This window comes from Gracilibacillus saliphilus (assembly GCF_010994085.1).
Lineage (GTDB): Bacteria > Bacillota > Bacilli > Bacillales > Amphibacillaceae > Gracilibacillus > Gracilibacillus lacisalsi.
Genome location: NZ_WJEB01000040.1, coordinates 12,302 through 24,429, shown reverse-complemented (window position 1 = coordinate 24,429; position 12,128 = coordinate 12,302). Strand labels below are relative to the sequence as shown.

General features: G+C 36.9%; 13 protein-coding genes. All 13 read right to left on the bottom strand.

What is annotated here, in order from left to right; translation table 11 throughout:
* Positions 1-93 precede the first annotated feature (93 nt).
* The 13 genes from pth to GHT08_RS19065 all read right to left on the bottom strand — a co-directional run bounded on the left by pth (position 94) and on the right by GHT08_RS19065 (position 11,917).
* Positions 94-651 (bottom strand): aminoacyl-tRNA hydrolase, encoded by a 558-nt coding sequence (pth, locus tag GHT08_RS19125; protein WP_163583000.1) that lies wholly within the window; start codon positions 649-651, stop codon positions 94-96.
* A gap of 153 nt (positions 652-804) precedes the next feature.
* The gene (locus GHT08_RS19120; RefSeq protein WP_163582999.1) at positions 805-1,443 is read right to left on the bottom strand and encodes a 50S ribosomal protein L25/general stress protein Ctc; all 639 of its coding nucleotides are present in this window, start codon (positions 1,441-1,443) and stop codon (positions 805-807) included.
* An 82-nt stretch (positions 1,444-1,525) separates the two neighbouring features.
* On the bottom strand, positions 1,526-2,473 hold the full coding sequence (locus GHT08_RS19115; RefSeq protein ID WP_018934287.1) for a ribose-phosphate diphosphokinase: 948 nt from the start codon (positions 2,471-2,473) through the stop codon (positions 1,526-1,528).
* 30 nt (positions 2,474-2,503) lie between these two features.
* Positions 2,504-3,868, bottom strand: a complete 1,365-nt coding sequence (gene glmU / locus GHT08_RS19110; protein WP_163582998.1) for a bifunctional UDP-N-acetylglucosamine diphosphorylase/glucosamine-1-phosphate N-acetyltransferase GlmU — start codon at positions 3,866-3,868, stop codon at positions 2,504-2,506.
* A 567-nt stretch (positions 3,869-4,435) separates the two neighbouring features.
* Positions 4,436-4,726 carry a septation regulator SpoVG gene (gene spoVG, locus GHT08_RS19105; RefSeq protein WP_163582997.1) on the bottom strand — a complete coding sequence of 97 codons (291 nt, stop codon included), beginning with the start codon at positions 4,724-4,726 and terminating at the stop codon, positions 4,436-4,438.
* A 166-nt stretch (positions 4,727-4,892) separates the two neighbouring features.
* Complete coding sequence (purR, locus tag GHT08_RS19100; RefSeq protein WP_163582996.1) at positions 4,893-5,711, bottom strand: pur operon repressor; 819 nt, start codon at positions 5,709-5,711, stop codon at positions 4,893-4,895.
* Between the two features lie 54 nt (positions 5,712-5,765).
* Positions 5,766-6,635, bottom strand: coding sequence for a 4-(cytidine 5'-diphospho)-2-C-methyl-D-erythritol kinase (gene ispE, locus GHT08_RS19095; protein ID WP_163582995.1), 870 nt, complete (start codon positions 6,633-6,635; stop codon positions 5,766-5,768).
* Between the two features lie 92 nt (positions 6,636-6,727).
* Complete coding sequence (locus GHT08_RS19090) at positions 6,728-6,907, bottom strand: small, acid-soluble spore protein, alpha/beta type (protein WP_163582994.1); 180 nt, start codon at positions 6,905-6,907, stop codon at positions 6,728-6,730.
* A gap of 757 nt (positions 6,908-7,664) precedes the next feature.
* Complete coding sequence (veg, locus tag GHT08_RS19085; protein ID WP_018934293.1) at positions 7,665-7,928, bottom strand: biofilm formation stimulator Veg; 264 nt, start codon at positions 7,926-7,928, stop codon at positions 7,665-7,667.
* A 173-nt stretch (positions 7,929-8,101) separates the two neighbouring features.
* Positions 8,102-8,992, bottom strand: a complete 891-nt coding sequence (gene rsmA, locus GHT08_RS19080) for a 16S rRNA (adenine(1518)-N(6)/adenine(1519)-N(6))-dimethyltransferase RsmA (protein ID WP_163582993.1) — start codon at positions 8,990-8,992, stop codon at positions 8,102-8,104.
* Positions 8,989-9,552 (bottom strand): ribonuclease M5, encoded by a 564-nt coding sequence (rnmV, locus tag GHT08_RS19075; protein ID WP_163582992.1) that lies wholly within the window; start codon positions 9,550-9,552, stop codon positions 8,989-8,991. Before rnmV ends, rsmA begins: the two co-directional genes overlap by 4 nt.
* A 153-nt stretch (positions 9,553-9,705) precedes the next feature.
* Positions 9,706-10,956, bottom strand: coding sequence for a G5 and 3D domain-containing protein (locus GHT08_RS19070; protein ID WP_163582991.1), 1,251 nt, complete (start codon positions 10,954-10,956; stop codon positions 9,706-9,708).
* Between the two features lie 187 nt (positions 10,957-11,143).
* The gene (locus GHT08_RS19065; protein ID WP_163582990.1) at positions 11,144-11,917 is read right to left on the bottom strand and encodes a TatD family hydrolase; all 774 of its coding nucleotides are present in this window, start codon (positions 11,915-11,917) and stop codon (positions 11,144-11,146) included.
* Positions 11,918-12,128: the final 211 nt, after the last annotated feature.

Below are 12,128 nucleotides of genomic sequence, written 5' to 3'. Positions count from 1 at the left end.
AAATTTTTAGCCGTCAACGTAGTGAATTTTTAAATGTACAAATTAATAAGAATGCTAAGACTTTGCTAGGGCTTGATGATAAGCACTGTTATTCTAATTATACTCATTCATTACTTTTGGAAATGGCTGTTTTAGCCAAGCTTCCATTGCATCAGCTGCATGATCAATTGACTTTTTTAATATGTCCTGATCCTCTTCATCAAATTTTCCAAGAACATAATCAATAACAGACATCGGACTATCCGGTCTGCCGATACCAAAACGTAATCGGTTAAATTGCTTTGTACCTAATTGATCAATACAAGAGCGAACACCATTATGACCACCATGTCCACCAGTTTGCCGCAACTTAATTTTACCCAATGGTAAATCCAAATCATCATAGACAACGGTCACTTCGTCTGGTTGAAGATTGTAAAAGTCCATTAATGGCCGGAGTGATTCACCAGACAAGTTCATAAAGGTTTGCGGTTGGAGTAATATTACTTTATCTTCTCCAACAGTTTCAATCGTAAAGTGCCCTTTAAATTTACTTTTATTTAATGTCCAACCATGGCGCTCGAGTAGTTCGTCGACTACCATAAAACCGACATTATGTCTTGTTTGCTGATATTTAATGCCTGGATTTCCTAAACCTACGATACATTTCATAGCATAAAGACTTCCTTTAACTATTTTTTTCTTCCTTATAGTTTAACATAAAAAACGGTGAAAAGACGCAACTTTTGGTAGTTGCGTCTTGCTTATTCATAAGAAATTTACAAAAGTGATATCTAGCTCCAACCGGTTTACCTTACGCATTTTTTATTCTTCACTGTCTCCGTGTTCTTTTTTATCCCCTGCAATAACTTCTGGTTCTGCCGGTTCATCTACAGCGGAGTCTTCTGCAGGTTCTTCGTCTGGAACTAAGATAGAAACAATAGTTGTTCCCTCATCTTCTAGGATGTCATAATTTCTTCCTTCTTTTAAATCTGAAACTAGGATGCTATCCCCTACAGCTAAATCTGAAACATCGATTGTAATCTGCTCAGGAATATCTTTAGGTTTCGCTCTAATAGATAAATCATATAATGGTTGTTGGAGAACGCCGCCTTCTTTAGCACCTATTGCTTCACCTTCTAACACTATTGGAACTTGTACATCCATTTCTTCTTTCATGTTAACAGCATAAAAGTCAGCATGTACTAATTCATCTCTTAATGGATCAATTTGATAATCATGCAACATTACATCAACGGCATCACCATCTACTTGTAATGAGATAATCGCATTTTTCCCTTCATCTCTTACTGTTTTTAATAATTCAATACTGTCTACTGCCACTGTTTTTGGTTCTACTTGATAACCATAAATAATCGCTGGTACTTCTCCTGCTGATCTAATTGCTCTTGTATTAGAAGTTTTTAAATTCTCTCTTTTTTTCGCTTGCAAAGTTGCTGCCAAAATAATCACCCTCCACAGGAAATAACTGATATTACTATATTTCCCTCGAGTGTGACAGGCTAAACCTCTTTTTTAAAAAAACTTAATCAAATAGTATACTTACAGATTGACGTTCATGTACACGAATAATCGCTTCACTAATTAAAGGTGCTACAGATAATTGCGTTACCTTATCAATTTGTTTTTCTTCTTGTAATGGAATACTATTTGTTACTACTAATTCTTTAATTTTTGAATTCTCGATTCTTTCGATTGCAGGTCCTGATAATACTGGATGAGTACAACAAGCATAGACATCTGTTGCTCCATTTTCAATTAAAGCATTTGCTCCTAATGTAATGGTTCCTGCTGTATCGATAATATCATCGATTAGAATCGCTGTTCTTCCCTCGATATTACCTACTATATTCATCACTTCTGCAACATTTGGACGCGGTCTGCGTTTATCAATGATTGCAATTGGTGCTTTCAGTCTATCCGCTAATTGTCTTGCACGCGTTACCCCTCCGTGATCAGGTGACACTACTACGATATCTTCTAGACCTTTTTTACTCCAATAGCTAGATAAAATCGGAACACCGACTAACTGATCAACTGGAATATCAAAAAACCCTTGAATTTGTGGTGCATGTAAATCCAACGTGATAACTCTGGTAGCACCAGCTGTTTGCAGTAAGTCTGCAATTAATTTGGCTGTAATTGGCTCACGTGCGCGTGCTTTGCGATCTTGTCTGGCATATCCATAGTAAGGCATCACAATATTAATCGATTTTGCCGATGCTCTTTTTAATGCATCGATCATAATCAATAGCTCCATAATATGCTGATTACCTGGTTCACAAGTAGACTGCACAACATATACATCACAACCTCGGATACTTTCCTCTATATTTATTTGGATCTCACCATCACTAAATTTTGTTACCGAGCTTTTTCCTAACTCCACCCCAATATTGGCTGCAATCTCTTCCGCTAGGCTTGGATTCGAGTTTAATGTAAATACTTTTAAGGATGAATCCTTATAGGACATTTGTATACCTCCATGTGATTTTAATAATTATTATTTATATTTCTTTGCATACTGCTCTTTGTTGACTTGTTTTGCTCGGCCAATCGATAATGCATCACCTGGTACATCTTGGTTGATCGTCGAACCTGCTGCAATTAATGCTCCCTTACCAATCGTAACTGGTGCGATTAAATTAGCATTACACCCGATAAAAGCATCATCTTCTATCGTTGTTTTAAATTTATTCTTCCCGTCATAATTAACGGTAATCGCTCCACATCCAATATTTACACCACTGCCGATTTCTGCATCGCCAATATAGCTGAGGTGTGGAACCTTACTTTTATTATCTATTTTTGACTTTTTAATTTCAACAAAATTACCTATTTTTACATCGTCACCAATCGATACATCCGGACGAATATGTGCAAAAGGTCCAATTTGAACGCGCTGACCAATATAGCTTGATGTTGCAACGCTATGACGGAGTACTGTATTCGCTCCAATATGGCAATCATTCACTTCTGAATTCGGTCCAATTACCGCCTCATCTTCTATGGTCGTGTTTCCTTTTAATACACAACCAGGCTCAATTACAACATCTGATCCAATTGTTACCTCTGTACCTATGTAAGTATTGGTTGGGTCTATAAGCGTTACACCATTTCTCATATGTTGCTCATTTATACGTTTTTTCATAAGTATTTCTGCTTGGGATAATGCAACTCGATCATTAACACCAATTGTTTCTTCAAAATTATCTGTCTGATAAGCTGCTACTTTTCGGCCTTCTTCTTGTGCGATTTCGATCACATCTGGTAAATAATACTCGCCTTGGGCATTATCATTAGATACCTTCTTTAATGCTTCAAATAACCATTCATTATCAAAGCAATATGTGCCTGTATTGATCTCTTGAATCGCTTTTTGCTCTTCTGTTGCATCTTTTTGTTCTACAATTTTGCTAACTTGATTATTTGCATTTCTTACAATTCTCCCGTATCCAGCAGGTTCCTCTGCATTTGCAGTTAAAATAGTGACAGCAGCACGTTCCTGCTCATGATGATTCAATACAGCTTGTATGGTGTCTTTCGTTAATAATGGTGTATCACCGCAAACTACAATGGTAGTACCTTTTTTATTTGCTAAATATTTATCAGCTTGTTGTACAGCATGTCCTGTTCCTAACTGTTCTTCCTGAATAACAAATTCGCTTGTTTGTCCTAATTGTTCCTGTACTTTCTCAGCTCCAAAGCCAACGACAGTTGTTATACTAGCAAGATCTAATCCATTCAATTGATCAACTACATGTTGTACCATTGGTTTTCCTAAAACTGGATGAAGAACTTTATATAATTTAGATTTCATTCTTGTTCCTTTTCCTGCCGCTAGAACAATTGCATACCGATTTGACAAGGTAGTCCCTCCGTTCCACTTCGCTTCTTATATATTTATGTAAAATATGTAAAAAAGGTTGTGCTCATTTTGTACAATAATATCCCAATTATGAATATATACGAAAACAAACGTATTTTCAATAAAGATGGCATAATTTAAATAACTATAATATGGCAACATTTTAATATTGATGGCTCACTGATACTAAAGAATTAAAATTGTAATGATGAAGTCTATACAAACTGCGTACTAGTGAAATTTTCCGAAGTGAGGCTTTCCTTTATTCTTTCCATAAGGAGTGCTGGGATACCGCTCCGGCAGAATACTCCGCTTTCCGTAGGCTCGGCTTCAGCTAACTTGGTGAAGAAAGGCACTTCACCAAGTTAGCTGAGGCCGTGCCCCCGGAAAGGGAGTAGTTTTCCGCAGCGACGATTATGCACTCATCTAAATTCAGTACGGAGGAGAACAAATCTATGTCTAAGTTACTTCGCAGTATATGGATTATGTGCATATATTTTATGTATACGATGACAAAAAACAAAAAGCCTAATCAATAGAATTGATTAGGCTTTTTTAACCTTGTTTTTAAGAAGCTCCTGCTTCTTCATACTCTACTTCAGTTTCTCCAGCACGTTGATACTCTTCTAAAACAGCATCTTGAATTTTTGCTCTAGTACCAGAGTTAATTGGGTGTGCAATATCCCTAAATTCACCATCCGGCGTACGTTTAGAAGGCATTGCTACAAACATCCCATTGTTCCCATCAATCACTCGAATATCATGCACCACAAATTCATGATCTAATGTAATGGATGCGATAGCTCGCATTCTTCCATCGGTATTCACGCGGCGTAATCTTACGTCAGTTACTTCCACTATGTTTCACCACCTTTTCCCTTTTTAAGAACTTATTATCTTAATTCAACAAATTTTTTAAAATTCCTGCTTAATTTTTAAAAAATATTATCTTTTTAAGAAAATTTTCTTATAATAGGTGGTGAGTGACATAATTCGATATATTTAGACCTTTTTACACGATCCGTTAGTACTGATCAAAGTAGTTCCCTTTTATTACCTCTATTTGTTTACTAGTAGAATCCACGTTTTTAATTTGCAATAAAGAAGTATAATCATCTACTACCCGATCTTCTTCTTCATCCTCAGCCTCTGCTAGTACACCGATTGCCTTCACATTGGCATCAAATTCTTGCAGTAAGTTTTTCATGCCGTTAATCGTACCACCAGCCTTCATAAAATCATCGATGATACAAACATTCTCCCCAGGCTTCAGGCTGCGCTTAGATAAAACCATCGTCTGAATTTTTTTAGAAGAGCCGGATACATAGTTGATACTTACGGTTGAACCTTCCGTCACTTTCGGGTCACGACGAACAATGACTACTGGAACATTTAAAAATGAAGCTACAGCATAGGCTAAAGGAATCCCTTTCGTTGCTACCGTTACAATGGAATCAATGTTTAATCCTGCAAATCGAGAAGCAAATAGCCTACCAACATCTCTAACAGTACTAGGTGTACCTAAAATATCGCTCATAAACAAATAACCGCCAGGCAAAATCCGATTAGGATCTTCCAGCTCTTCACATAACTTATTGATCATGGATTCACTTTTATTTACCGAAACATTAGGCACATATTTTACTCCACCAGCAGCACCGGAAATAGATTCTAAATAACCAATCCCATCTTCTTTGAACATGTGGTTGATAATGGACAAATCTTCACTAATCGAAGACTTGGCAGCACCATATGTATCAGAGAAAAAAGGAAGAGAGATTAATTCCATTGGATGTTCAACTAAATAATTGGTCATCGCAACTAGACGATCACTTCTTTTCATTACTACACCCCAAAATCCGAATATTTTGTGGTAAATATAACATTTTATACGTGTTTAATCAAGTCTTTGATGACAACCTAATAAGCGAACCACATATACTTCTTCACAAAATCCTCTTAAGCTGTTATAAATTCGATCTGCTCTACTCTCTTGTTGTACTAGCCCAAATACAGTTGGACCGCTCCCACTCATCAATACTGCATCTGCACCAGAACTAAGCATTTGTTGCTTTATTTGTTCCACTTCCGGATTTTTGGGCAAGGTTACTGTTTCCAATACATTTTTCAATCTACTGCATACGCCTTGATAATCAGATTGTCTAATTGCCTGAACCATTCCTTCTGTATCAGGATGCTTTAAGTCATCTAATTGTAAAGATTTATACACAGATTGTGTGGAGACACCTTGAATAGGTTTCGCCAAAATAACCCAGCATTGCGGGGGTGGTGGCAATTCTATAATGGTCTCCCCTCTCCCTTTGGCAAGTGCTGTGGAATTATACACACAAAAAGACACATCTGAACCAACCTCAGCTCCTAAATCAGCTAATTCATCCAGCGTTAAATTAAGCATCCATAACCGATTTAATCCTCTTAATGTTGCAGCAGCATCACTACTTCCACCAGCAAGCCCTGCTGCTACTGGAATTTGTTTATCTATTTTAATTCGGACACCTTCTTTAACATCATAACGATCCTTTAACAATCTCGCCGCTCGATATGCTAAATTTCTTTCATCATTGGGAACAAAACGATTTTCTGAGGCCACCTCTATTTTGTTTTCTTTTAACAAAAAGAACTCTATTCGATCCGCCAAATCAACTGTAGTCATCACCATCTCAACTTCATGGTATTGATCTGGCCGTTTATAAAGTACATCTAATGTTAAGTTTATTTTAGCCGGGGCTTTTTCTATAGTGTACAATTTCACTCACCTACTGACCATTTAATATTCAGGAATTTTACTATATGTAAAGATACCATAAAAACAAATAAAAGCGCAAAAAGGACAAAGTCTTAGACTTTGTCCTTATTTAAACTCTCTTCTGCCATTTGTACTGCTCTTTTCACCATATTACCCGCATCTCGTGCGGTAATTCCACCCCAACCATCTTTTTGCACCGTGTCGTAAAAACCTAATTCTTTAGCAAGCTCTTCTTTAAACCGATTGGACATTACCCCTCGTCTTCGACCCATCTGAAGATACTCCCTTTCTGTCGTGTTTTACGACAACCCTATTTTATGTTTTTCACTTTTTATGATACGAGGTAATAAAAGGGTGAAGGACATTTTGTTGGGACTTTAAAATTGCATGAGCAATCACATGCTTAGATGATATCACAATTACTGCATTATTAACCGAATTAGATAAATACTGTGAAGTAATGAAAGGAGAAAAAGTGAGGCTTTCTCCCATTCTGATTAATGATGAATGCTCACATACGCTCCGGCAGAATACTGCGCTTTCCGTGGGCTCGGCTTCAGCTAACTTGGTGAAGAAAGGCACTTCACCAAGTGGATCTTCAGCTCTCGCTGTCCCACAGGAGTCTCCGTATTCTGCCTACGCTATTTTTGTTATCTGATTATAGAAAGAAATGAACTCATGGAACAAAACTTTTCTACAGTACTAACCCTTTCAGCATAGTCGTACCCTACGCAACATATAGTGGAGCATATCTTAACGAAGGCCGCCCACTTTCACTCCTGTGGGAATTGTTTGACCTGAAGATCCACTTTTTCGAGTGGTTTTTGCTCGAAAAAGTTAGCTGAAGGGCAAGCCCCACGGAAAGGGAAGTGGGCAGCCGGAGTGGTAGTTATCATCATGATATATTTCAAAATTATCTCTTAATGCAGTACGAGTACGGGAGGAGAACAAATCTATGTTCAGTTACTGCGCAGTTTATAAATTATGTGTCTCTTTAATTTTTATAATAAAAAAAGCAGCAAACATTGTTTACTGCTCCCCTGAGACCGCTTCTAATTCTTCCGTAAAATTTAATTCAACTGTTTCAGTGAGAATATCTGCATAACTGTAAGATACACGTTCAAATGCATTCTCTTGTTGATCAAGTTCAACAATAAAAACGGAAGGATATGTTTCTGCTAATGTTCCATAACGTTCAATGGTTTTCTTTCTTCCACCATTTGCTTTAATTCGTAGACGTTTGCCGACATTTCCATCTAAACCTTGTTTGATTTCAACCAATGTTTTAGCCAATACACTCCACCTCACTAAGATTTATTATACTACATTCTTGTCCAACCGTCAATTAAAAATATTCCATTATACCAATTATAATTGAAAGCTGTCAACAAAAAAATTTGGAAGTTATGTGTTTAGCTTACCTTTTTTTAAGAAAATTATGTATAAAAAAAGAAAACTCCTTATTTTTAGGAATTTTCTATTACATACTGCTTAAAATAATTCGCTAAAGCAGCAAACTCTTGAATATTTAAAGATTCCCCTCGTCTTGTCCCATCAATTCCAACTTGTTCAAAACCTTCTTCTATCTGAGCCTTTGAAAGTATATCTTTAAAATGTCGCGATAAATTGTTACGTAATGTTTTTCGCCGTTGTTGAAAGCTTGCTTGAACTAATTGAAAAAAGAATTCCTCATCCTCAACAGTAACAGGTGGAGTTGCCCGCTTTTCAAGATGCAAAACTGCTGAGTCTACTCGTGGCTGTGGCATAAAAACTGTTTTCGGTACAACCATTTTTACTTTTGCTTCCGTATAATACTGAATTGCTATTGATAAAGATCCATATTCTTTTGTATTTTCAGCAGCGGCCATTCTTTCCGCTACTTCTTTTTGAATCATTACGGTAATACTGGAAATAGGTAAATTAGCCATCAATAGTTGCATTAAAATAGGTGTTGTAATGTAATAAGGGAGATTTGCTACTACTTTTACAGGTTTATCGCCTTTAAAATACCTGTCCCATACCTCTTCAAAATCAGCTTTGAGAATATCTTGATTAATGAGTTCTACATTATCATACGCTTGTAAAGTATCTTCCAAAATCGGCACTAAACGTCCGTCTATTTCAAATGCAACAACTTTGTTAGCTGCAATTGCTAATTGTTCGGTAAGTGCACCAATACCTGGGCCAATCTCAATTGCGTTCATTTCTTTCGTAATGCCTGCATTATGGATGATATTTCTTAAAATATTTACATCGATAAGGAAATTCTGCCCCAAACTTTTTTTAAATGAAAAGCCATATTTTTCAAGAATTTCCTTTGTTCGTTTCGGTGTGGCTATTGCTTTCTGTTCACTCATGCACGTTCCTCCTGAATTATTTGTTCCATCACTTGTTCAAACTCAGCTTTAGCGATTTGAAACATCTGTAACCTTTTTAATAACTGTTTTCCATTAATATGTCCAATTCTTAACTGTTCCCCAAGCTTCTGTCTTCTATCTCTTGAACCATGTCCACCTATTAAACCAAAACGAAGCAGATCTGATTTGGTAATTTCCGATTCTCCGCTCTCTGTTAATTCATATACTTGTCCTAGTGCCTCACGGAGAACATCCAATGAAGCATGTTCTATGCCAAGACTCTTAGGTTGCTTTTTGTCTGGTACAGCTTCTTCTCTTTTTAAAAAGGCATGCTTACAACCTGGAACATGCTGATCAATAATTTGTCTGATTCGCTGACCTGGATAATCAGGATCAGTAAATACAATGACCCCTCGTTTAGTTTTAGCATGTGCAATTTGTGCTAATATATCTTTGTTGATAGCTGAACCGTTTGTTTCTATTGTATCGACATCTAATGCCTGTTTTAATTTTGCGGTATCATCTTTTCCTTCTACAACAATGATTTCTTTCACCTTCAAAAAAGGCTCCTCCATTCTTACTTAAGATAGCTTATTGATACGTTACCAATGATGACCTAACTTTCGAGTAGAGGTTTTGCTTATACCTACTCATAACCTTTCTCATTTTAACACAAAAAAGCTTACCTTTGCTTCGAAAGGTAAGCTTTGTATTTACTCTACAATTCTTACTTGTACTGTTTTCGTACCATAGCTCTCAGCTTTTTGTTTGGTTGGCATGTGAAGATCGATTTTATTCCCTTTGATATTGCCGCCAGTATCTCTAGCTACTGCATATCCATATCCTTCTACCCAAACTTTTGTACCTAATGGTATCACGCTAGGGTCTACTGCTACAACTCCGTTGGGGTTTTCCTTTAAATTATATCCAGTAGAAGTCTTACCTCTACCGTCGCATGATGCACAGTCCCAATTGTATGCTGTTGCTTTCATGTAAAGGGTTTCTCCCTTTTCTTCCTTGTCACCTCGAGAAACTGTTTCACTTGCAGTTCCGTTATTATTGGACGATGTATTTGCAGTAGCTGTTGTCGTTGTTGTTTTTGGTTGATTTTCCTTCGTACCAATTGCTACGACTTTTTCTTTACTTTCTTTTTTGACTTCTTCTTTCACTAATTCACGGGATACTTCTTCCCCATTTTCCAATACAACTTCATAGTGTTTTTCAACTAAACCTGGTTCACCTTCTGATACAACTTCTTCTTTGCCTTTCTCAAGCGAACTATCGTTTCGTTTCACCAAACTATAGTCTTGCTCTTCTTCTACAACATCTGTTACTTTCTCTACTCGTGTAATTTCGATATCGGTGCTCTTGCCTATTGAAGCTGTCTGTTCTGGTTCCACACGATCTAATTCATCTAATTCAATGTCGTATTCCGCTAATAGTTCCTGAACAGAACCTCCAGTTGTCCAGACTTGCTCTTCATTACCAGCATCATCAATGGTAACTTGAAAAGCTTTATCGATACCAATTACTAAGTTATCATCTATTTTTGTATTTGCTGCTAATGACAATTGATCATTTTCTGTTAATTCTATACCTTGCTCTGCCAAAAATTCTTCAACTGTATCACTAGTTGTATAATATGTTTGTTCATTACCATCTATGCTGACTATTACTTGATTTGCAATTGTATGCTCGATTTTCATCTCTCTATTTACGAGGTCTTTTAATTCATGTGAAAGTTCATCATGCTCTCCCACGTCAATTGCAAGTTCATTTAGAACATCTTCGACAGTTTTGGCATGTGTACGAACTGTCGTTGATTCACCTTCTTGAACAACTGTAACTTCTGCTTTTGATAATTCATAAAATGATGTGCAAATAAAGCCGATAAATACAAATAAAGAAAGTGCGTAAATGAAGTCTTTGTTGTTCAATAAGTGACTAATTTTAAGACGCTTCATGAACTCTTCCCTCCTTTTTACTCGCCGTTGTATTATATAAAGATCCTTTTTCAGTGTCAAATGGCGTTATGAAAAGAAAAAGCAGCAAAACCCTTGAATTCAAAGGGTTTTGCTGCTTTTTTTCATGAAATATTTCAGTTTGTTTACATTACCGTAACATAACCTGAAACATATGCTACTAAAGGCATCATCCGTCTATTAGACCAAAAAATCGTTTGGCGTTTTCAGTTGTTTGCTTACTTATTTCTTCATAACTTACCTCACGCAGTTCTGCTATTTTTTCCGCAACCAACTTGACATAAGCAGGCTCGTTTCGTTTTCCTCGATTAGGATGTGGCGCGAGAAATGGGCAATCTGTTTCGATTAATAAACGATCAGCTGGTACATACTTTGCTACTTCCTTCGGTAAAGTAGCATTTTTAAACGTTACTGGCCCTCCTAGTGATATATAAAAGTTCATCTTTAAGCATGCATCTACATAGTCAACAGAATCATTGTAGCAATGCATAATACCTCCAACTTCTTCTGCTTTTTCTTCTTGCAATACTTGGATGATATCCTCTGTCGCTTCGCGATTATGAATAATAATGGGTAAGTTAACTTTTTTGGCTAACTGAATTTGCTTGCGAAAAACTTCTTGTTGTACATCTTTCGGCGACTTGTCCCAATGATAGTCTAGGCCCATTTCTCCTAAAGCGACTACTTTGGGATGAGAGGACAATTCTTCTAACCACGCTAATTCTTTGTCGGTCATATCGATAGCATCAACTGGATGCCAGCCGACTGCAGCATAAATATGGTCATGTTGTTCGGCAATCTCCATTGCTTTCGGGATCGTTTCATGATCAAATCCGACAATGACCATGTTTTCGACACCAGCCTCTTTTGCTCGTTGTAATACTTCCTCACGGTCTTCATCAAAATGCGATACGTTTAAATGAACGTGTGTATCAAATAACATACTATTCCTCCTTAAAAAACAAACTAAACTGATTCTACTCTGCTCATTTCATTCGTAGTAGATACAAACTGAAGTAGCTTAGTTGCAAAGCTAACAGGACTTCTCTTCCATGGATATAGTCGTTTATCCCCGGAAGAGAGGATCTTTTCCACGGAACAGAACGGCGCTTCCGGGGAAATCTTATGCTGTTCCGAGGATATCGCCTTCTCTT

Bases quoted from the DNA above. Each gene is read 5' to 3' on its own strand.
- GHT08_RS19065 (WP_163582990.1), bottom strand. From the start codon at position 11,917: ATGTTATTTGATACACACGTTCATTTAAACGTATCGCATTTTGATGAA.
- pth (WP_163583000.1), bottom strand. From the start codon at position 651: ATGAAATGTATCGTAGGTTTAGGAAATCCAGGCATTAAATATCAGCAA.
- GHT08_RS19115 (WP_018934287.1), bottom strand. From the start codon at position 2,473: ATGTCCTATAAGGATTCATCCTTAAAAGTATTTACATTAAACTCGAAT.
- GHT08_RS19070 (WP_163582991.1), bottom strand. From the start codon at position 10,956: ATGAAGCGTCTTAAAATTAGTCACTTATTGAACAACAAAGACTTCATT.
- purR (WP_163582996.1), bottom strand. From the start codon at position 5,711: ATGAAAAGAAGTGATCGTCTAGTTGCGATGACCAATTATTTAGTTGAA.
- GHT08_RS19090 (WP_163582994.1), bottom strand. From the start codon at position 6,907: ATGGGTCGAAGACGAGGGGTAATGTCCAATCGGTTTAAAGAAGAGCTT.
- rsmA (WP_163582993.1), bottom strand. From the start codon at position 8,992: ATGAGTGAACAGAAAGCAATAGCCACACCGAAACGAACAAAGGAAATT.